The 20,718-nt window shown below is 64.1% G+C and carries 17 protein-coding genes; 8 read left to right on the forward strand and 9 right to left on the reverse strand.

The features are described 5' to 3' along the window. Nucleotides 1-76: 76 nt before the first annotated feature. The 5 genes from ASG84_RS20560 to ASG84_RS20580 are packed head-to-tail and all read right to left on the reverse strand — an operon-like array spanning nt 77 to nt 6,601. Nucleotides 77-706: an isochorismatase family protein gene (locus ASG84_RS20560; protein WP_057478860.1), complete on the reverse strand. Its 630-nt coding sequence runs from the start codon at nt 704-706 to the stop codon at nt 77-79. After that, nucleotides 703-2,592 carry a hydantoinase B/oxoprolinase family protein gene (locus ASG84_RS20565; RefSeq protein ID WP_057478861.1) on the reverse strand — a complete coding sequence of 630 codons (1,890 nt, stop codon included), beginning with the start codon at nt 2,590-2,592 and terminating at the stop codon, nt 703-705. Before ASG84_RS20565 ends, ASG84_RS20560 begins: the two co-directional genes overlap by 4 nt. Then, on the reverse strand, nt 2,592-4,688 hold the full coding sequence (locus ASG84_RS20570) for a hydantoinase/oxoprolinase family protein (RefSeq protein WP_057478862.1): 2,097 nt from the start codon (nt 4,686-4,688) through the stop codon (nt 2,592-2,594). The genes ASG84_RS20565 and ASG84_RS20570 overlap by 1 nt, the downstream gene beginning before the upstream one ends. Before the next feature lie 45 nt (nt 4,689-4,733). Continuing rightward, nucleotides 4,734-5,939, reverse strand: a complete 1,206-nt coding sequence (locus ASG84_RS20575; RefSeq protein WP_057478863.1) for a CaiB/BaiF CoA transferase family protein — start codon at nt 5,937-5,939, stop codon at nt 4,734-4,736. Next, nucleotides 5,936-6,601: a GntR family transcriptional regulator gene (locus ASG84_RS20580; protein ID WP_057478864.1), complete on the reverse strand. Its 666-nt coding sequence runs from the start codon at nt 6,599-6,601 to the stop codon at nt 5,936-5,938. Before ASG84_RS20580 ends, ASG84_RS20575 begins: the two co-directional genes overlap by 4 nt. 136 nt (nt 6,602-6,737) lie before the next feature. Between ASG84_RS20580 and ASG84_RS20585 the strand changes: the two genes are divergently transcribed. Continuing rightward, the gene (locus ASG84_RS20585; protein WP_057478865.1) at nt 6,738-7,634 is read left to right on the forward strand and encodes a hydroxymethylglutaryl-CoA lyase; all 897 of its coding nucleotides are present in this window, start codon (nt 6,738-6,740) and stop codon (nt 7,632-7,634) included. 94 nt (nt 7,635-7,728) lie between these two features. Here ASG84_RS20585 and ASG84_RS20590 read toward each other — a convergent pair whose 3' ends face one another. Further along, the gene (locus ASG84_RS20590) at nt 7,729-8,592 is read right to left on the reverse strand and encodes a class I SAM-dependent methyltransferase (protein ID WP_057478866.1); all 864 of its coding nucleotides are present in this window, start codon (nt 8,590-8,592) and stop codon (nt 7,729-7,731) included. Between the two features lie 63 nt (nt 8,593-8,655). Between ASG84_RS20590 and ASG84_RS20595 the strand changes: the two genes are divergently transcribed. The 3 genes from ASG84_RS20595 to ASG84_RS20605 are packed head-to-tail and all read left to right on the forward strand — an operon-like array spanning nt 8,656 to nt 11,778. Next, nucleotides 8,656-9,468, forward strand: a complete 813-nt coding sequence (locus ASG84_RS20595) for a class I SAM-dependent methyltransferase (protein WP_057478867.1) — start codon at nt 8,656-8,658, stop codon at nt 9,466-9,468. Continuing rightward, nucleotides 9,459-10,430 carry a phytanoyl-CoA dioxygenase family protein gene (locus tag ASG84_RS20600; RefSeq protein ID WP_235581762.1) on the forward strand — a complete coding sequence of 324 codons (972 nt, stop codon included), beginning with the start codon at nt 9,459-9,461 and terminating at the stop codon, nt 10,428-10,430. The genes ASG84_RS20595 and ASG84_RS20600 overlap by 10 nt, the downstream gene beginning before the upstream one ends. A gap of 46 nt (nt 10,431-10,476) precedes the next feature. Then, entirely contained in the window at nt 10,477-11,778 is a 1,302-nt protein-coding gene (locus ASG84_RS20605) for an esterase/lipase family protein (protein WP_235581763.1), read from the forward strand. On the opposite strand, the gene cynS is transcribed toward ASG84_RS20605, so the two are convergent. After that, the gene (gene cynS / locus ASG84_RS20610) at nt 11,760-12,209 is read right to left on the reverse strand and encodes a cyanase (protein ID WP_057478869.1); all 450 of its coding nucleotides are present in this window, start codon (nt 12,207-12,209) and stop codon (nt 11,760-11,762) included. The two genes, ASG84_RS20605 and cynS, sit on opposite strands and share 19 nt — an antisense overlap. Nucleotides 12,210-12,379: 170 nt before the next feature. Between cynS and ASG84_RS20615 the strand changes: the two genes are divergently transcribed. From ASG84_RS20615 to ASG84_RS20625, 3 genes are all read left to right on the forward strand, one after another. Then, nucleotides 12,380-13,294, forward strand: a complete 915-nt coding sequence (locus tag ASG84_RS20615; RefSeq protein ID WP_057478870.1) for an aldo/keto reductase — start codon at nt 12,380-12,382, stop codon at nt 13,292-13,294. A gap of 133 nt (nt 13,295-13,427) precedes the next feature. Continuing rightward, nucleotides 13,428-15,635: an EAL domain-containing protein gene (locus tag ASG84_RS20620; RefSeq protein ID WP_057478871.1), complete on the forward strand. Its 2,208-nt coding sequence runs from the start codon at nt 13,428-13,430 to the stop codon at nt 15,633-15,635. Between the two features lie 88 nt (nt 15,636-15,723). Continuing rightward, nucleotides 15,724-17,010: a GGDEF domain-containing protein gene (locus ASG84_RS20625; protein WP_057479056.1), complete on the forward strand. Its 1,287-nt coding sequence runs from the start codon at nt 15,724-15,726 to the stop codon at nt 17,008-17,010. Here the strand turns inward: ASG84_RS20625 and ASG84_RS20630 are convergent. Beyond that, nucleotides 17,005-17,895 carry an oxygenase MpaB family protein gene (locus tag ASG84_RS20630; RefSeq protein ID WP_057478872.1) on the reverse strand — a complete coding sequence of 297 codons (891 nt, stop codon included), beginning with the start codon at nt 17,893-17,895 and terminating at the stop codon, nt 17,005-17,007. The two genes, ASG84_RS20625 and ASG84_RS20630, sit on opposite strands and share 6 nt — an antisense overlap. Then, nucleotides 17,892-19,835: a linalool dehydratase/isomerase domain-containing protein gene (locus tag ASG84_RS20635; RefSeq protein ID WP_057478873.1), complete on the reverse strand. Its 1,944-nt coding sequence runs from the start codon at nt 19,833-19,835 to the stop codon at nt 17,892-17,894. Before ASG84_RS20635 ends, ASG84_RS20630 begins: the two co-directional genes overlap by 4 nt. A gap of 232 nt (nt 19,836-20,067) precedes the next feature. Here ASG84_RS20635 and ASG84_RS20640 point away from each other — a divergent pair, with 232 nt between their 5' ends. After that, a complete protein-coding gene (locus tag ASG84_RS20640; RefSeq protein ID WP_057478874.1) occupies nt 20,068-20,697 on the forward strand; it encodes a TetR/AcrR family transcriptional regulator in 630 nt (209 codons plus the stop codon). Nucleotides 20,698-20,718 lie beyond the last annotated feature (21 nt).

The raw sequence follows: 20,718 nt of genomic DNA on the forward strand, positions 1-20,718 counted from the left end.
TCGGAGACCTGCCTCCGATCGGAGTCTGGTATTCGATTCCGAGGAGCTGATTCGCAGCGGAGGTTGGGCGCTACCGTCAGCGAGACACCGCCTCGAAGTGATCCAGCGCCTCGGCAAGGCCGATCACGTCTGCGTATTTCGCTCGCAAATCGAGCAAATTCGACTCGTGCATGCCCGGCTCACGATCACCGCACGCATCGGCGACCACCAGTGGGCGGAACCCGTGTTGGAGTGCATCGGTGGCACTCGCACGGATGCACCCGCTGGTGGTCAACCCACAGATGTACAGCGTGTCGATACCGGATGCCGTGAGTGTGGCGGCAAGCGAGGTGCCGAAGAACGCACTCGCGTACTGCTTGGTCACCACGGTCTCGCCCGCAAGCGGACGGGGTTCCGCCGGAAACTCGCCCAGTTCCGAGCCTTCCTCGAAAACCTTCAACGCCGGGATCTTGGACATGAACAGGCCGCCGTCGCTACCGCCAGGCTGGTAACTGACCCTGGTGAACACGACGGGAATGCCAGCGGCTCTGGCGGCCGACACCAACTGCGCGGCAGCCTCGACCGACGCGTCCACCGGGGCACGCATGGGCGAACCGTCCACCAGATACGCCGCAACGATGTCGACCACGAGCACCGCCGGACTCCGACCGGGACCAAGCTCGCCCGCGAACCCCGACTCTCGATACGAGCCGAGGGTATCGCTCACGCTCGTACCGCCTTTCTGACGTTCACCGGCGGACGAGGTGCCGGCAGACCGGTCTCGGCCTCGCACCGTTCGAGAATCACCTCGATCGACGGCCCCTTGTCGAAGACCTCGATCTCACCACGCGCTTCCGCCATCTGGTGTCGAAGTGCTTCCGACGCAGCCGAATCCACCACACCGTCGGCGTCGCAGACCGTTCCGTACCCGGCTCGGGCACCTTCGGCACTGACGAGACCTCGGCGGACCTCGAGACTGATCAGCTCGGGATCCCGGGTCAACGGGTCACCCCATCCTCCGCCACCCCACGTGACGAAGTGCAGAACGTCTCCGCGTGCGACCGGGACCTCGTGAATCTTGCTGGGCAACACCTCGACCTCACCTGACGCCCGGACAATCCACTTCTTCCCTCTCGCACCGGGTTTGCCGCCGTTGACTCCCCACGGGTACGTCAGCCACCTGTCGTCGTGGATCGCTATGGTGCCGGGTTCCTCGAAGTAGTACGCCACATCGACACCGTTGCCGCCACGATGCAACCCGGCACCGCCGGTATCGGTGACGGTCTCCCAGCGCTCGATACGCAGTGGGTAGTACGACTCGAGGTACTCGCACGGAATGTTCACGAACGACGGCCACAGCGAGTGCCCGTCCGGGCCGTCGCCCATCGGTCGTCCGGGGATGCCGCCGAAACCGATCGAGTAGAGCTGGAACCACTCGCCGTCGCGGGCACCCCCGTCGTAGTGGCCGGAGTACATGAAGTGCGGCGAGGACGAGAAACCGGCGGCGTTGAGAATCTCGGGATTGTTCTTTCCCAACAGTCCACCGAAAAGGTCGAAGACGCGGCCGATCCCGTGATTTCGTCCGTTGAGCGCAGCGGGATAGCGCGGCTTCCAGAACGAGTCCTCGGGGATGGTCACGTCGATCAGCGGATAGAAGCCGTCGTTCCACAGAATCTGCGGATCGGCCACGGTGATGACGTAGATACCGAAGAACATTCGTACGAGGTTCTCGTTGATGAAGTAGTTGATCGGCCCGACGGCCTGCGGCGCGGCCTTGCTGAAGTCGAGATGGATCTTTTCGCCGTGACGGGTCAGCGTGATCGCGAGTTCGTACGGTCCGTAACCACACCCGTCGTCGCAGATGAAATCGCTGAACTCGATGGTCTCGCCGTCGACGAACAACATGGCGAGCAGCACCTTCATCGCCTGATAGTTCCTGTCCAGCAACGCATCGAGCGCCGACAGGTACACATCCACACCGAATCGGTCGCAGAGTTCGACGATGCGCCGCGACGCGGTGGTGCACGCAGCAACGAGCCCGTTGAGGTCCGCTCGGTTCCAATCGGGCTTGCGCACCTGATTGAGGATGATGTCCAACGCGGTCTCGTTCAATTCTCCTGCGCTGTAAAGCTTGAACGGCGGAATGATCACCCCTTCCTCGAAGATGGTGTGCGCGTCCGTCGGCATCGACGACGGCGTCTTGCCCCCGACGTCGGCCATGTGGCCGAACATCGACGACCATCCGACCACCCTCCCGCTGTGGAAGATGGGGAGAACGATGAGCCAGTCGTTGGCGTGGCTGATCGCGGCCCCACAGGCGTACGGGTCGGAGGTCAGGAGGATGTCACCCTCGCCGACGGTTCCGGAGAAGTTGTCGAGGAAATCCGGCACGGAGAGCCCGAATTGACCGACGACCATCTTGCCGCTCGGGTCGGCGATGAGCGGGAATTCGTCGTGCTGCTCGCGAATGCCCGGTGACAGTGCGGTTCTGAACAGCACTTCGTCCATCTCCGCCCGCGCGTTTCGCAGCGCATTCTCGATGATGTCCAGGGTGATCGGGTCGACCGGAACTGTCGTGAACGGAGTCTTCGAGGTCTCGATGATGGTGGCCATCAGCTCTCCTGCAGTCGAGTGGTGCGGTGGGTGTCGTCGGTGCCGATCGGGGCGATGAGAAGGCAGGCACTGGCGTGGACGGTCGCTGCGTGCCCGGACAGCACCAGCGTGGTGGAGTCCATCTCGGTGATGACGGCTGGGCCTGTCACGACGTTGCCCGCCAGCAGTTTCGAGCGATCGTAGATCCCGGCTTTCGAGTACTTCCCGTCCATCCAGACGTCGTTCGTGGACATCAGAGCCGCCGCCGCGTCCTCGGTGCCCTGCTCCAGCGGTTGGAACGCCACCTCGGGACGCGGCCCGCTGACGGTCACTCGGAGATTGATGACCTCCCGTTCGTTCTTCAGCAGGAACGAGAACAGGCGCTGATGTTCGGCGTCGAAAGCGGCTCCGAGTGTTGCCAGCACGTCTCCGGAGTCGAGGGCGGCGGCGTCGAGGTCGACGGGAATCTCGAATCCCTGTCCTTGATAGCGCAGATCCACTTGATAGGCGGCGGTCTGCTGTTCTTTCGGAACACCCTCGGACGACAGCCTTTCGGCGGCCGACTCGGCCAATTCCGCCAGCGCCTTACGCACCTCGCCGTCGTCGATGTCCGAGAACGCCCTGACCATGGTTCGCGCAGCCTCGTCGCGCAGACACGTCGTGGCGTCGCCGTAAGCGCAGAGGACACCAGGAGACGGGGGCACGATCACCGGCCACGCCCCGGTGAGTCGTCCCAGAGCGTTGGCGTGCAGCGGCCCGGCACCACCGAACGAGACGAGCGCGAAATCACGTGGGTCGTATCCCTGCTGCACACTGACCAATCGCAAAGCGCCGAACATGTTCTCGTTGACGATATCGACGATCCCGGACGCGGCTTCCTCCGGACTGGCGAGGCCGATCGCGTCCGCGATCGTTGCCACCGCGGTCCGGCTCGCCTCGGCGTCGAGATCGACCTCGCCGCCTGCCAACGAGGTCGGCAGGTACCCGAGAACGACGTTCGCGTCGGTGACCGTCGGTTCGGTTCCGCCCTTTCCGTAGGCGGCAGGCCCCGGGTCGGCACCGGCCGATTGCGGCCCGACCCGCAATGCACGGGTCAACTCGGGTACGTGCGCAATGGAACCACCACCGGCACCGACGGTTCGCACGTCCACGCTCGTGGCGCGGACCGCGAGATCACCCACTTTGGTCTCACGCCCGATGCGCGGCTGTCCACCGAGCACGAGGGCCACATCGGTACTGGTTCCACCCATGTCGAACGTGAGGAAGTCGGAGAAGCCGGCCTGTTCGGCAAACCAGACGGCTCCGGTGACGCCACCGGCCGGACCGGAGAGCAGCAACGACACCGGTGCCTCCGACGCCTTGGCCGACTGCACCAGTCCGCCGTCGCTGCGCAGGATGGACAGGGGGGCCTCGATTCCTCTGTCCTGCAGGGACTTGTCCAGGTTTCGTACATAACGCGACACCTCTGGTTGAACGTAGCTGTTGGCCACGGTGGTGAGGGTGCGCTCGTACTCCCGCATCTCGGGTAGGACCTGACTGGAAATGGAGATCGGAATGCCCGGCAGCTCGTCGGCAGCCCACTCGGCGACCTGCTTCTCGTGGGTGTCGTTCGCATACGAGTTGATGAGCGAGATCGTGAGAGCCTCGATACCGGCACCGGCCAGTCGACGTAGTTGAGTCCGCGCCTGGTTCTCGTCGAGCGCCGTCACCTCGCTACCGTCCGCGGCCAAACGACCTACGACCTCGACGGTGTTCTCCAGCGCTGCAAGTGGTTCGGGCTTGGGCCAGATGATCCAGCCCGCCAGACCACCCGGGACGTACGATCTGGCGATCTGCAGGACCTGCCGGAACCCGTCCGTGGTCACGAGTCCCACGCGAGCACCACGGCCCTGAAGGATGGCGTTGGTCGCCACCGTGGTGCCGTGCAGGACTTGATCGATCTCCGACGGTTCTATCCCGGCCGCCGAGCACACCTTGTCGATGCCGTTCAGCACGCCGACCGATTGATCGGCCGGTGTCGACGGTGTCTTGGCCCTGAAGGTGGTACCTGTCGTTTCTTCGAGAAGCAGTACGTCGGTGAAGGTTCCGCCGACGTCGACGCCCAATCGATAGCGCATGGTGATCTCCGGTCGTGTGGGATGCGGTGAGTGGAGTTGTCGAGATCAGATGGTGCCGCGGTCGACGAGCGCAGCCTGCTCGGCGTCGGTCAGCCCGAGGAGCGACCCGTAGATATCCGAATTATGCTCCCCCAGTTCGGGTCCTGCATGCCGGACGGCTCCGGGACTGTCGCTGAGCTTGGGCACGACACCCGCCATCGGGATCTCGCCGAAATCGGGATGAGCCAAACGCACGATGGCGTCGCGAGCCGCGAAATGCGGATCGTCGAACATGTCGCGAGCGGTGTAGATGCGACCGGCGGGGACACCTGCCTCGTGCAGGATGTCGAGCACTTCGTCGGTTCCGAGGTCTGCGGTCCACGATCCGATGACGGCGTCGAGTTCTTCCATGTTGACCCCACGTGATGCGTGGTCGACATAACGAGGATCGGACACCAGATCGGCGCGGCCCATCGCGGTGACCAGTCGGGCGTAGACCGAATCCTGGTTCGCAGCAACCAGAATCATCTCCCCACCCTTTGTCGGATAGACATTGCTCGGCGCGATGTTCGGCAATACCGACCCGGTCCGTTCGCGCTGGTATCCACCGATTTCGTACTCGGGGAGCAGTGATTCCATCATTGCGAGCACGGCCTCGTAGATCGCCGAATCCACCAGTTGCCCACGTCCGGTGCGCTCCCGGTGGTGTACGGCAGTAAGGACACCGATCGTCGCGAATACCGCAGCCAGGGAGTCGCCGAGCGAGATTCCGGCCCGAGACGGTGGCTGATCCGGATTGCCTGTCACATATCTGATTCCGCCCATCGCCTCGCCGATCGAACCGAAGCCGGCGCGGGGAGAGTAAGGCCCGTCTTGGCCGTAGCCCGTCACCCTGGCCATGATCAGACGCGGGTCGAGCGTGCGCAGGTCCTCGTACCCGAGTCCCCATCGCTCGAGGGTGCCGGGACGGAAATTCTCGACGACGATGTCCGACTTACCGATGATGTTGCGCGCCAGCGCCTGTCCTTCTTCGGTACGAAGATTGCAGGTGACCGACTTCTTGTTCCTCGCCACCACCGGCCACCACAGCGACTTGCCGTGGGGCTTTTCGCGGCCCCACTGCCGCATCGGGTCACCCTTGCCCGGCGGCTCCAGCTTGATGACCTCCGCTCCGAAATCGGCGAGGAGTTGTCCGCAGAACGGCCCGGCCAACAACTGGCCCATCTCTACTACTCGGAGGTCTGACAACGGCCCTGAGGCGGCCTCGCTCATTCGGACTCCTTGACTTCGTCGGGCGTGAGGGATTGCAGAAGAACGTGTTTGGCGGCACGGACGTGAGCACGCATCACCGAGTCGGCCCAGACTTCGTCTCCACTGGTCAGGGCTGACACCAGATCGCGGTGGTGCGCATGACTACGGGCGACGTCCGCCGGTGCGTAGCGGTGAAAGGTGCGCATCACGAGGGGGAATTGAATGACGGCACCGAGCATCGTCAGCAAGCGAGTGCTGGCGGCGGCGGTACGCACGATGGCGTGAAACTCGTCGTTGAGCTGCGCCATCAGGTCCAGTTGCTGCCCGGCACCGTGCGCCGCTGCAGATTCCATCAGATCGCAGAGCTCGCTCAGCCTGTCGAGGTCCTTCTCGCCGATTCGGCGCGCCGCCCGCGCCGCGGCCATGGCTTCGAGCGTCATTCGTAGGTCGTAGATTTCTTCGAGATCGTCTGCTGTCCAGGAGTAGACGCGCGCCCCGCGGTGGGGAACGACCTCGACGAGCCCTTCCATCTCGAGTTGCCGCAGAGCCTCGCGAACGGGCGTCCGACTGGTGTCGGTCAATTCTGCGATGTCGACCTCCCCCAGCCGTTCGCCGGGCGCATAGGTTCCCGCGATGATGCCGTCGCGAATGTGGGAATACACGCGATCCACGGCCCTGACCATGCAGGCCTCCGTCCGAAGGGGAGCTAGTTGTTCACAACTTAAGGCCAGTTCCGCCTGCTGTCCACGCTTTGACCAGAATCAGAGTCGGTCAACTCTTGGTATTGCATGCAATGCCTCCTGAGAGGAGGATCGCGCTATGACGCCTGTACAACTTGTCGAAGTGGGTCCGCGTGACGGGCTGCAGAACGAAAAAACCGTGCTGACGGTGGACCAGAAGATCGAGTTGATCGCTCGCAGTGTCACGGCCGGCGTCAAGCGAATCGAAGCGGTCAGCTTCGTCAACCCGAAGCGAGTGCCGCAGATGGCCGGGGCCGAGGACGTGATGGCCGGTCTCGAGCGGCGCGACGACGTGTCGTACATCGGCCTCGTGTTGAATCGGCGCGGTCTCGAGCGGGCCGTCGCAGCGCGCGTCGACGAAGTCAACGTCGTGGTCGTTGCCTCCGAAGAGTTCAGCCGGAGAAATCAGAATTGTTCTGTTGCAGAAGCAATCTCGACTGCTCGCGATGTCATTCGCGATGCCGGATCGGCCGGGTTGAGCACCACCGTCACCATTGCGGCGGCGTTCGGTTGTCCGTTCAGCGGAGAGGTCGATCCCGAGTTCGTCGGTGAGATCCTCGCGCAGTTGGCCGAGGATCGGCCGTCGGAAATCGCCTTGGCGGACACCATCGGCGTCGGCGTGCCGACGCAGGTACGCATATTGGCCGACGTGGCGAACACACGAGCACCCGGAATTCCGCAGCGATGGCATTTCCACAACACGAGAAACACGGGCTACGCCAACGCATTGACTGCTCTGGACACGGGTGCGCACGCGTTGGACGCCAGTATCGGCGGCTTCGGAGGGTGCCCGTTCGCCCCTGCGGCAACGGGCAACATCGCGTCCGAGGACCTCATCTACGCACTCGATCGATCGGGAGTCGAAACCGGTGTTGCTCAACAAGTTCTGATCGATGCCGCGTCGTGGCTCGGGTCCGCGCTGGACAAGGAAGTCCCCGCTCTACTCGGACGGGCCGGTGGCTTTCCTAACGTGTGAGTCCCCGTTCACCGATCGGCTCCTCGCTTCCGGATCCACGACTCCGATCGGCGTCGGATATTCGAATCCGAGGAGCTGATTCACGGCGGCGGGGCTATCGAAGACGGGTCGCGGCGAACACGTCGACCGGATGCGGAACACGCTGCCCACCAACGGCATCGGGGACCGACACGGCGTCGAGATAGGCCCGCACGGGCACACGCAACTCCGGCGTCAGTCGGGCTTGTACCGAGAAGTCGAGCACCTCGTCGCTCGCGGCGGCGAGGTCGACGAGCGCATCCAGAGTGACCACGTCGTCGACGGTGATCTCGGCGTCGACGAAGGCTTTCTCGACGTCGGCGCTGAACCACTGCCGATGGCCCTCGAGCGGAGGCGCAAGGACTTCGACGAGTGCGTTGAGCGCGGCCGTCGGCGCAATCGCGACCCACAGTTCGCCGCCGGGTCGCAACAGGCCGAGCGCGGCACGCAGGGTTGCTCGTAAGTCTGCGACGTAGTACATCGAGTGCACGAACATCACGACGTCGAACGTCTCGTCGACCGGCGAGTCGTCGAACGATGCGACGTATGCATGGGAGTCGAGCTCGGTGGCCTCGAGCGCGGCCATCTTGGCGGTGAAAAGCTCGGCGCTCCCAGGCCAGGGGTCGATGCCGACGTACCGGACCGCTCGTCCGGGTACACCCTGCACCAGGCTGGCGGCGAGCCGAGCGTCCAGGGAGCCGTCCCCGCAACCCACCGACAGCACCGAGATCGGTCCATCACCCATCCCGGCCAGCCGCGCGGTGACGTGCTCGGCAATCAGGTCGCGCTGGTCGGAGAGTCGCTCGAAGGCCGCGTGCGATCGGGCATAGGACTCTGGCGCGAGGCCCGCCAGCGCATCGGCCCCGCGCCGCACCGACCGCAACTCGTCGAGAAGCAGTGCGGCAGTGTCGGTCGGCGAATTCGGAGCTATGTTGGACATTGAACCGAGTCAACCACGACGCCCCGCCCGGTGCGACGTAGTCGGCCTTCTTGGAGGAATCGCATGAGCAGCGGAGACACGGCCGAGCGCAGTCTCGAGCATTGGAGCGAGGCCGGTCGCACGGGGATGGAGGCGTTCTACGCCTTGGCCACCGAGGACTACCACCAGCTGGCACTGGCGGCAGATTGGCCCGCCCTGCTCGCCGAGCGAGCGCACGACGGCTGGACGCTACTGGACGTGGCCTGCGGCAGCGGCAAGTTCCCGACCGCACTGCGGCGGTACACCGACTTGTCCTCGGTGCCCGACCTGGCCTACGACCTCCTCGACCCGTCGGCATTCTCGGTGGCCGAGGCGCGAGGAGCGCTGGAGAAACCGTTCGTTGCTCGTCGCGACCTGGTGATGACGCTGCAGGATCTGCCCGCCGATCACACCGGCTACGACGTCGTGTGGGCCACCCATGCGCTCTATGCACTGCCACCGGCCGAGTTGGACGCTGCAGCCGAAAGATTCGTGTCCGCATTGGCCCCGGGCGGTCTGGGTCTGGTCGCTCAGGCCACAGCCGCCTCGCATTACATCGCGTTCTACGACGCCTTCCGCGCCGGCGTGCGCGAGGCCACGCCGTATACAACGGCCGAGCAGGTACGCGACGCGCTGATTCGAGCGGGCGCGGACGTGCGCGACCAGCGCGTCACGTACACCACCGGTACCTCCGATCGTGCTGTTGCCCAAGGCTTTCTACAGCGTTGTGCCTTCGACGACTCAGTGTCGCTGGAGGAGATGGAGGCGGCACCGGTGCTGGGTGACTACCTTGCCTCCTGCCGCGACACGTCCGGTTCCTACACCTTCTCGCACGAGGCGGCCCTGTTGTGGATCTGACCAACAAGCTTCTCCCCGAACAGAATCGCGACGGCGGTATCGATCAGGATTGGGCAGGTGACGATCAGGACTGGTGGGATTGGTACGTCACGCTGGCCGCCAACGACACGATGCCGACCGAGCTGGTCGACGGTCCTGGCCTACCCGACGTCGAGGCGGCGACGGACGCACAGGTCGAGCGTGAGCTTGCCGAGCCGTACGACCTCGACCCTGCTGCCGTCGACGCATTCGCTCGTCAGGCCTTCGTGCGGCTGCCCGCCGTGTTCTCCCCGGCCGTCGTGCGTCGCCTCGCCGAGCGCCTCGAGGAGCTGCTGCGAGCCGAGCACGGCGAGAACGTGGCCGGTAGATTCACTGCGCTGGAACAGATGTGGCTCCATGACGACTTGATGCGCGCCGTGGCGCTGTCACCCAGAATCGGGGGCGTCGCCGCAGCCTTGCTCGACGAACCAGCCGTTCGGCTCTATCACGACAACGCACTGTCCAAGGAGCCCGGTTGCGGACGCACTCCCTGGCACCACGACGCCGAACATTTCCCGCTGCAGACCACCCAGGCGGTCACTGCGTGGATGCCGATGTCGGCGATCCCCGGTCGTATGGGTCCGCTGTCGTTCGCTCGCGGTCGACAGGTGCTGGACGAGGTTGTGGATTTGGAGTTCGACAAGGTCGGCACGTCGTACGACGAGGCCGTCACGAAGCGCTTCGTCGAGCGCGACGTCGAAGTCGAGTCGACGCCGTTCGCCGTGGGCGACGTGTCCTTCCACTCCGCGCTGTGCTTCCACACCGCGGGGCCGAACCTGACGACGCAGCCGCGCCGAGCCCTGGCCAACACCTACTTCGCCGACGGGGCTCGCGTTGTCGAGTCGCCGACGCTGATCAGCGGCACGTGGCGCGAATTTCTCCCCGGTGTCGAGCCCGGGGGCCTTGCGGCTTCCGAGCTGAACCCGGTGGTCGGCCGCCGCTGATTTTTGCAGCTCGACCGTTTCAGTGGACACACGTACACTGGATTCGGTGGGGAAGAAATCTCAGCGCACGCAGGAACTGGGTGAACTCGGCGAGCTCACCCTTCGCGAGCTGGCGTCGGCCGCAGGTGGCGTTCGCGCCGTCCACTCGGCAATTGCACGTCGGACGTTCTCTGCCGTACGGCTCGGCGTCGGTCCAGCCGTCCTACCGACACAGCTGATGCACGACGCGATCGCCGCGGGCACTTACGCGACCGTCGCGGCCGCATGTACCGGGGCAGCCAAGGTCGTCGGTGCCTTGACCGGCGGCGACGAGACGAGCGAGGACGACTCGCGGCCCTCGCCGTCGCACACCACCGGTGGTGCGCAGACCATCGCGGTCCTGCACGGTCTCATCGGCGACGAGATGGAGCGAACCGCCCGGGTCCTGGCGTATCCCATGTCGATCCGTGTCGACGGACGCCCCGTACCCCCGAATTATCGAGCGCTGGCCGCGGCGTTCCCCACCGCGGGAGCGCACCTGGTGTTGTTCCTGCACGGTCTGGTCGAAACCGAATCGGCGTGGCGGCTCGGCGGGCGGCCCACGTACGGGGAGCGGCTGGACTCCGAAGCCGGAACCACCTCGATCTTCGTGCGCTACAACACCGGACGTCGAATCGGCACGAACGGCAGCGACTTGTCGGACCTCCTGGAACAGCTCGTCACGGCGTGGCCGGTGCGGGTTCACCGCATCACACTGGTCGGTCACTCCATGGGCGGGTTGGTCTCACGCAGCGCCGCTCATCACGCCACCGAAAGCGGCCGCCGATGGGTGGACCTGTTGACGGACGTGTTCACCCTGGGAACTCCTCATCTGGGCGCTCCGCTCGCACGCGGGGTTCACCTGGCCACAGCAGCGCTGGCGCTCGCACCCGAGACCCGGCCGTTCGCACACCTGTTGGCGCGTCGAAGCGCCGGGGTCCGCGACCTGATCCACGGCGCGATCACCGAACAAGAGGGGCATGCCAGCTACACCGACGGATTCGATGTGGGCGCGGCCATGGACATCTCGGTTCCGGAGGGGGTGCGGCACCATCACGCCTCTGCCGTCGTCACCGGCAACCCTCGACACCCGGTCGGGATATTCGTGGGCGACGGCCTCGTTCGCACCGACAGCGCCGGAGGACGAAACAAGCTGCGCAACATAGGACTTCGGCCGGACGATGGGCTGGCGATCAACAGCGCCCACCATTTCACCCTCCTCAACGACGAGAGGGTGTACGGCTGGATGCGGCGTGCACTGGTCGGTCCAGGCTCGGAAGACTCCGATCTACGCCGACACCGTCCACCGGACTATTCGGTCCATCGATAGTCGAGGAACTTCCCGTCGAATGTCACCACGACGCGATCTCCGTCGTCGTGCGGGCGTCGTTCGATGTTCATCGTGAAGTTGATGGCACTCATGATGCCGTCGCCGAACTCCTCGGCGATCAGCTCTTTGAGCGCCGGCCCGTATACCTGAAGCGCCTCGTGGAATCGGTAGACCGTGGGGTCGGAGGAGATGTCGAGTGACCCGCGATAGGGAGCCAGGGTCAGCTCGAACAACGAGCCTTCGGGCATGCTCAGTTTCTCTGCGAGCAGATCGGCCTGAGCGACGGTGAGAGGATGCTGGCCGTACAGAGCCGAGACCGTCCATGCCACCGGCATATCGATAGCTTCGGCCAAGCTGGCCCAACTCGTCCCAGCACGCGCGCGTGCAAGCCGAATCTCACCGATCAATGGCTTTCCTGCGAAATCGGTCAACAGCTCACTCCTTCGTAGTCGTACTACAAGCACGAACCCGGTCGGGCCTCGACATCCCAGTCTCAGCCGAGAATTGATGTCTCGCAACATTTCGCATCGAGGGAGCCCGCGCTACCCGATCGCGGATAGGGTGGTCCTGATCGCCACGGCACAACGAAAGTACTGACCACATGACACAACTCGGCCTCGGCCTCGCCGCACTCGGACGTCCCGAGTACCTGACGATCGGGCACTCGGACGCCGTGGCCGGGCGATTCGATCCGGCAGCCTTGGAGCAGCACTGCCACGCAGTACTCGACGCCGCGTGGGACCACGGGGTTCGGCACTTCGACGTTGCGCGCTCGTACGGGCTTGCCGAGCAGTTCCTCGGCAATTGGTTGACTCGACATCCGGGGCGGCGCGAGAACCTCGTGATCGGCTCGAAGTGGGGATACGCCTACGTCGCCGATTTCCAGCAGGGAGCCGAAGTCCACGAGGTCAAAGAGCATTCGGTTGCACGCTTCGCCGAACAGTGGCCGCAAACCCGCCGCGAGCTCGGTGGTGCGCCCGACCATTATCTGATCCACAGCGTCACTCCGGACAGTCCTGCGCTCACCGACACGGCACTGCTCGACGGCCTACGCGCCGCAGCCGACAGTGGCACCCGAATCGGCATCAGCACCAGCGGGCCGCAGCAAGCCGATGTGGTGGATGCAGCGCTGCAGATCGGGGTGTTCAGCTCGGTGCAATCGACCTGGAACCCCCTCGAACCGTCCGCCGGTCCCGCCCTCGCCCGTGCACACGAGGCCGGCTGGTTCGTCGTCGTCAAAGAGGCGATGGCCAATGGCCGACTCGTGACGGAAGATTCGGCACTCGCCAGGGCAGCAGACTCCGCCGGGGTCGGACGCGACGCATTGGCGCTGGCAATAGCACTCGCGCAACCGTGGGCCGATGTCGTGCTCTCCGGCGCGGCCACCACTGCACAACTCGAGCAGAACCTCGCCGCACTCACCATCGACCACGAGCTGACAGCCGCGAGCGACCCGGACCTGCCAGAGCCTCCAGACATTTACTGGCACACACGGTCCCAGCTTGTGTGGACATAATGTAATTCGGATTGCTTGTCATCTCGCCCGCACACCTCCATGCTGTAGGCAGGAACAACAACTGTCGTCCCCTGCGACCGTCGGTGGTGCTGCCCACAGGCCCGTCGCCGCTACGAGTGCGAAACGGAGACAGATGAGCGATCCTGGCCTCGATCCGCTCGTTCTTCGCGCTCTGTTCGACGAATCCCCCGACATGGTCGCCCTGTCGGAATTCTCGGGTGCCGTGATCGACGTCAATCCGGCCGGCCTCCGCCTGGTCGGCCTCGACGCACTACCGGCGAACCGTCTGTCGACAGTGGATTTCTTCACTGCCGGCGGACTCGAGGTGTCCGGGGACGTCGAAGACGCGTTGCGGGCGACAGGGCATTGGCAGGGGCGAACCGAGCTACGCCACTTCGCGACCGGCGCGGGCATTCCCGTCGCCCTGTCCACGTTCGTCGTCCGACGTTCAGGACGGGGACCCGACCTGATCGCGACGATCGTCCGCGACCGCACCCGTGGCCATCGACGTGACCTCGAACTGCTGGCCGCGGCCACATCGGCGGAGAGGATTGCCGTCGAGCAACAAGCCTTGGCCGAGTTGAGCGCACTCGCTGTCACTGCAAGCTTCGACGCCGTACTGACAGCGGCCACGAACACGGCGGCCACGTTGATCGGCGTGGAGTCCGCGGCACTGGCCAGACATTCGAACCCGGCCGAACCGTTTCTGTCCATCGACGCTGTCACCCGTTCACTTCGAGACGATGTCGTGGTGGCCGCCGGCGATGGGTCATTGACCGGTTATGCACTGGCTCGAAGCGAAACCACCGTGTGCTCCGACATCGACTCCGAAACGCGATTCGACACCTCGGCGATGTCCACCATGGGTTTTCGCAGCGGAGTCGCCGTCCCGATCACCATCGGAACCGGTCTGTGGGGCGCGTTGATCCTCTTCGGCCGGATCCCACACCTGTTCGGCGACGGCGACATCGCCTTCGTCTCCGCGGTAGCAGGAGTACTGTCGGCCGCACTCGAACGGGTCGAACTCGACCGAGAACTGCGCTGGCGCAGTGCCCACGATCAGTTGACCGAGCTGCCCAATCGAGCAGGGGCGTATGCCGAGATAGATGCCGCACTGGCCCGTGCCCGCGAGAACGACCAACGAGTGGCATTGCTGATGCTCGACGTCGACGATTTCAAGATCATCAACGACAGCCTCGGCCACGACGCCGGAGACCGCTCACTCGTGCGCTTCGCGCGGCGCCTCACCGAAACAGTGGAACCCGGCGACATGGTGGCCAGACTCGGCGGCGACGAATTCCTGATGATCTGCAACCACGTTCACGATGTAGCGCACGCAGAGCGCATCGCCGAGTGCATTCGCGCTTCTCTCGGTTCGTCGACCGTCGAAGACGACGACGATCCGGTACCGGTGAGCGCCAGCATCGGAGTCGTTGTCTCCGAGCCGAACTCGACTCGTAGTGAGCTTCTCAGATCAGCCGACCTCGCGATGTATCGAGCGAAGGACACCCGAGCCGGGCATGCGGTCTTCGATTCGAGCGATCTCTACGACGCCGACCGCGTGCGCTCGATGTCGGTGGATCTCCGCAGGGCTCTCGCCGGCGGCGATCTGAACCTCGCGTACCAACCCCTGATCGACATCGCGACCGGACAGATCGTCTCCGTCGAAGCACTGGCACGGTGGCACCACCCGAAGTTGGGCTCCATAGAGCCATCGGAATTCGTTGCGGTCGCCGAACGCACCGGTCTGGCAACACTTCTGGGCGATTGGGCACTCACCACTGCCTGCCGGCAACTCGTGCGGTGGCGCGAGACCGTTCACCAGAGCGTCCGCGTGAACATCAGCGCGCTGCAATTGCGAGACCCGGCATTCCCGAACCGAGTGGCGGTCGCCCTCGACACCACCGGTGCACCTGCCGGTGCCATCGTGCTCGAACTCACCGAAACGGAGTGGCTGTCCGACAACGGCACCGTTGCGTCGAACTTGGCTGCTCTGCGTGAGATCGGCGTCGCGTTGTCGCTCGACGACGTCGGGAAGGGCTACAGCAGCCTGGCATACCTCGAACGCTTTCCGTCGATCAGCAGCTTCAAGATCGACAAAACGTATATCGATGCTCTTCACACCACCCGAGGTCGCGACGTGGTGACTGCCATCATCGCCCTTGCGAAGGCGTACGGTGTGACCGTCGTGGGTGAGGGCGTCGAAACACAGGCACAACTCGACGTCCTCACTGCAGCCGGGTGCGATCTGGCCCAGGGCTTCCTGCTGGGTCGACCGGCTGATGCCGAACACACGACGACCCTGCTGACTGGTACGAGACCCAGCTCGACGAACACCTAAACCGACAGAACCCCTGATTCCATGGCGCGAATCGGTCCTTTGGTACACACTCGAAAGGAACAGGATCGCCGATGGGATGGAGTCGCGTATGGCCGACGCCCCACACTCGTCGTTCGGCGCGGAACCACTTGTCTCGGACGTGGCATCGCACGCGGCGTCCATCGGCATCACGCGCTTCCATATCGGGCAGTCGTACATGGAGTGGGACGCGCGGGCGGCAGCGATATTCGACGCCGGTCACGACGATCGGCCTGCACTCGAGATCTGGCACAGCCGTGTGCACCCTGACGACACCGACGTGCTCCGAACGCTCTACGGTGACGCGCGCGCATCGATAGGGGCGGAGTGTATTTATCGGATCATCGATCGCAACAGCATCATTCGGCACGTACTCACCAGGAGTGTGTCCATCGAGCATGCCCCCGATGGATCGCCCTCGGTGCTGACCGGCGTCGTCTCCCTCGTTGTTCCACCGGCGGAACCCCAGCTGGACCTGATGCCCGAAGCACGGTGGAGCCGCATCCTCGACGGCGTGTCACTCGGATTCGCCATTGTCGACGAGGCAATGGTGTTGCAGTACATCAACACTCAGACCGAACGCCACCTGGGCGTCAGCCGAGCGGAGGTCGTCGGACGGCATATGCACGAGGCACTACCGGTGACGGCTGGGTCCTACTTCGACGATCTGCACCGGGAGGCGATCACAACTCGCGGCGAGGTCACCAGGGTGGTGCAGGCCCTGTTCATTCCCGGCAGAACGCTCGAGGTAACCGCAAACTACGTCGACGGTGTCGTCGCGATCAGCTTCCGCGATGTCACCGATTTTGCCGCGACAACCAGCAGTCTGCTCGAGGCGTACCGCGAACTACTGGTGAAGTCGAGGGTCGACGATCTCACCGGCGTGCTCAATCGCGCGGCGCTACTCGAACGAATCGAACGGACAACTGCGGAGACCGCTGCTCCCGCGGCAGTATTGTTCATCGACCTCGATGACTTCAAAACCGTCAACGATACGTACGGCCACTTGGTCGGAGACAAAGTCCTACGAACGACAGCCGCGCGGCTGGTTGCGATCTGCGATTCCGGCACCGTATTCGGAAGGATCGGCGGAGACGAGTTCGTTGCTGCGCTTTTCGACGACACCTTGCTCGGTCGAACTCGATCCGCCGCGGACGTCGAGCGCGACATGATCATCGCGACGTCCTCGCCGATCGACGTCGTCGATGGACAAGTCTCGGTGTCGATCAGCATCGGGGTCGCGCACAACACCGGAGCCAGCACACTCGAAGAGCTGCTGACCCAGGCCGATATTGCCCTGTACAAGGCCAAACAGTCGACTGCATCGAATCGGACCGACAGCCCGCCCTACTCATAGCGACTCGGATCGATCCCGGCCGGCCGCCCGCTGGTACCCGACGTCGTCCGGCACTCGCACACCGTAGCGATTGTCTCCGAAATCTGTTGCCAATGAACGGTTTACTGAGACCAACTGAATCGGCAGAGTGCGAACGTATGCCGCGAGCGCGCCGCGAGCAAGCGCCCTCGACACAGGTCCCGGGCTGGGCAGGCCGTGGATTTCACGAAGTCGCGGTGGGCAGAACACAGCAATGATCTGCGCGTCCCACCGTCGTAGCAGCGCGGGCAAGCACCGCTGCCCGAAAGCACGCACCAAAGCATCTGTGATGTGTCGTCCTTCCTCGCTGGCTGCGTATTCCGTCTTCTCGTACAACTCCGCCCATGCGCTCAGCTCTGCGCGGGTTTCCGGTATGCCCTCCAGGTGTTGCCGCACCGCAACCTTTCGCCAGAAGAGCCACTGCGACTGCAGTTCCGCTGGACCGAAGGGCGAGTGCCCCAGCGCCAGTGTCAGATCGTGCGGGTCGAGTGCGAGCGTCGACAGGGTGTACAGCGAATCGTTGTTCCGGATGGGAAAATTGGCGTGTATTCGGTTCAGGCGGTCGATCCACTCACGGCCTGTGGGCGAGTTCGGTCCATGGTCGAGCAGTTGGCCGAAGAAGACGATCGTATCGTCGTTGCGCTTCACGGTCTCTCGAACGATGTCGCCGCTCCCCCGCCGGTACAGAATGCGCGCCATGTCTGGCACGGCCACCTGTTTGATGAAGGCAACGGTGAAGAGTGCGTACACCAGTCTGTTCTTACCGTTGAGCGTGACAACCGACAGTCTCGCGATCTCGTCGGCATCCTCGGTCGGGTCCAGTGCACGTATCTGCTGCCGAACGCGTCGGCCCGAAACTCGGTTCATGATCGTGGCTCGATTCGTAGCTCGGTTCGACCGTCGAGGTCGACGGTGAGGGCGAAGCGGCCGTCGTGCCCTGCCCTGACGGTCTCCTCCAAAGCACCTCGGACGAGGTAGTCTCGCGCGGGTTGCGCGTTGTCGATCGTGAGATTCACTCGCTTTCGTTCCGCGCCCGGATGGAGCACGCACTCGAGCGCTGCCCCGTCGCTGACCGCGCGGCCCACCAGGACGTCCGGGTACGACGCGTCGGCCAGACGTGGTCCCCGGAGCCAGTTCGCATCGGCCCCATGCCCGACGAGGTCACGAAGACCCCCGTGCCGACCGAAGCGAGCCATCAGAGAGTACAGATTTCCCTGCGTCGATGTCTGTGTGAAAACCGTTGCACCGTTGGCAGTTCGGGTGGGTTCATGATGATCCAGATGAGACAGGACGTTGGCCGCGACATCCTCGTCGCCGATCTCCCGGGCTGCCATGGCGAGCATGATCTGACCGAAGGTATCCCCACCGAAGGAGTAGGAACCGGCATCCACCCGATTGGCCAGAGTCCTCGGCAGGTGAAACCGTTCGCCGTCGTGGCGCAGCACCGTATCGCGCATCAGCCACCACGAGCGGTGCGCCAGATCCGGCAAAGCCGCGTGCATCCAGTACGTCGTCGGTAGCCACACTCCGTCTCCGGACCACGGGCTCCAGGAGATTCCAGCAGTCTCGGATCGGACCCCGATGATCCGTCCGTCGGGTCGATGAAATTCCTCCAGGTACGCCCGCCGGATGGACTCTTCGAGATCGGCGAACATATGGGTGCCGTGGAGTCTGTCGTGCATGACCAACGTGTTGACGCCGAAGGTGTTGCACACCGGGTAGATCCAGCGAGGTTCACACGAGTACAGCGTGAACGGTGATCTCCGCATGTTGTGTTCGATCGACGCCGAGAGCGAATGAAAGTCGTTGGCGTACGACTCGGTGTCGGACCACCGATACGTCAGCGCTTCCGGCTGGGAGAAGCGGTTGTCCTCGAGACTCTCGAACATCCCGACGGCGACACCCTGCCAGCCGGTGAGCATGATGTTGTCGGTGTTCGCTACCGGATCGCGACTCGACTTCATTCTGCCCCAGGCATTCTCGACGGCCCAGTATCCCCATACTCGTCGATCGCTCATCTTGTGGATCGACCGCGCCGCCGACTCGGCCAGATAGCCCGAAAATGCGGGAGCGTAGTTGTATCGATACGTCGCCAGCGTGTAGCCGAGGATACTGAGCTGGTATCTCAGCGCGGCTTCTCTGAACTGATCCCGTCGGTCGAATCCGTCGAAACGGTCCACCGGCTGCAGGGCCAGATCGAAAGCCAGCCTCAGCCGGGTGAGATCCTCGATCGACGCCTCGCCCACGGGCAGAACAGGACTCGACGGAACCCGCGTGACGGCGACCTCCAGTTCTCGCAATACGAGATTGGTACGGGCTGCCACGCCTCGGCGCCGACGATGGCGTACGGCGTGGGCGAAAACAGCGAAGGCCAGCAAGGTGGGTACCACCGCGGACAGTACCGCCGCAGTGACGCTGTCGATGTTGTGGTGGCTCGGCATTGCCACAGCCCACGCCGCGTTGAGACCCCACACGACGAACGGTGCGACGAAAGCGCCGACCATCCACCAGAGCAGCACGGCCGCAACCAACGACACGATCGCAACGACGCCGAACAGAATGTGGCCGTGGGCAAAGTGTCCACCACCCGGGACCAGTAACTCTGCGCCGAGAATCTGTATGCGACCGGTCCCGGCCAGAAGCAGGGTGAGGCCCAGGATCCACACCGCGGCGTAGACGGTCATGAATCTGCCGACGACCCTGGCCGTGACCGGTGGAAGAAGTGGTGCTCGTTCGTCGAGGAGCGGGACCGACATCGGTTCGGTTTCGGGCACGACGAGTAGATCCTGCGGCGTCGTGTTCTTCACTGGAAGACGTCCGATCTCTGCAGCGGTCGGACCGTGTACTTCGCCGTGGGCAGGTGGGGCACGTCTCGCCCCCCACCTCTCACCCACGAAATCGGCCGTACGAAAACCCGCGACAGGATCGACAGGACGGCAATTGCGGCAATGCAACACACCATGACCACTCCAATCAGGAACTGCGACGTAGCAGTTCCTGAATAATGCAGCGCAGCTCCCCGAGTGTCAAGATGTCGGTATGAACTCGATCGATGGCCCCTCACGCAAGTACGGCGGTCTGTCTCAGGAGGAACGACTTGCAGATCGGCAAGATCGCCTCCGGGAGGCCGCACTGGATCTCGTGCACGACAAGGGCGTCACCGAACTCACCATCGGCGCGGTATGCGCCCGAGCAACTCTCGCAAAGCGGTACTTCTACGAGACCTATACGTCCCTGGAAGAGCTGTTGTCGGCGGCCATGCAAGACGTCTTCGACTCCATCTCGCAAGCCATCGACGCGGCGGGCAACCTCGGCATCTCAGATCCTCGGCAGGTACTGACGTTGGCCATCGAGGCCGTACTGGACGCGATGGACGACCCACGGACAGCTCGACTGTATCTCGAATCAGCTGCCAGCCCAGCACTACTCGCGACGCGCGACGCCGCCGTGGATCGGTACGTGAACCAGCTTCTGGGCTTGATGTCATCGACATCCGTCGACGACGTGGACGCGCAACTGGTAGGGCACTTGCTCGTTTCCGGCTCGACCCACGTAGTCGCCATGTGGCTTCGCGGTGCACTGCCGATCGAACGGAACGAATTCATCGAACGGCTTCTGAACCTCGCAACGACGGCGGTCGCCGGCCTCGGCCCTGCCGAAAGACAGTGACGGGTGGCGTTTTACCGCGGG

The sequence above is a fragment of the Rhodococcus sp. Leaf278 genome, assembly GCF_001426085.1.
Lineage (GTDB): Bacteria > Actinomycetota > Actinomycetes > Mycobacteriales > Mycobacteriaceae > Rhodococcoides.

Coding starts and splice junctions, on each gene's coding strand:
- ASG84_RS20565 (WP_057478861.1), bottom strand. CDS start 2,592: ATGGCCACCATCATCGAGACCTCGAAGACTCCGTTCACGACAGTTCCG.
- ASG84_RS20570 (WP_057478862.1), bottom strand. CDS start 4,688: ATGCGCTATCGATTGGGCGTCGACGTCGGCGGAACCTTCACCGACGTA.
- ASG84_RS20575 (WP_057478863.1), bottom strand. CDS start 5,939: ATGAGCGAGGCCGCCTCAGGGCCGTTGTCAGACCTCCGAGTAGTAGAG.
- ASG84_RS20580 (WP_057478864.1), bottom strand. CDS start 6,601: ATGGTCAGGGCCGTGGATCGCGTGTATTCCCACATTCGCGACGGCATC.
- ASG84_RS20585 (WP_057478865.1), top strand. CDS start 6,738: ATGACGCCTGTACAACTTGTCGAAGTGGGTCCGCGTGACGGGCTGCAG.
- ASG84_RS20590 (WP_057478866.1), bottom strand. CDS start 8,592: ATGTCCAACATAGCTCCGAATTCGCCGACCGACACTGCCGCACTGCTT.
- ASG84_RS20595 (WP_057478867.1), top strand. CDS start 8,656: ATGAGCAGCGGAGACACGGCCGAGCGCAGTCTCGAGCATTGGAGCGAG.
- ASG84_RS20615 (WP_057478870.1), top strand. CDS start 12,380: ATGACACAACTCGGCCTCGGCCTCGCCGCACTCGGACGTCCCGAGTAC.
- ASG84_RS20620 (WP_057478871.1), top strand. CDS start 13,428: ATGAGCGATCCTGGCCTCGATCCGCTCGTTCTTCGCGCTCTGTTCGAC.
- ASG84_RS20625 (WP_057479056.1), top strand. CDS start 15,724: ATGGCCGACGCCCCACACTCGTCGTTCGGCGCGGAACCACTTGTCTCG.
- ASG84_RS20630 (WP_057478872.1), bottom strand. CDS start 17,895: ATGAACCGAGTTTCGGGCCGACGCGTTCGGCAGCAGATACGTGCACTG.
- ASG84_RS20640 (WP_057478874.1), top strand. CDS start 20,068: ATGAACTCGATCGATGGCCCCTCACGCAAGTACGGCGGTCTGTCTCAG.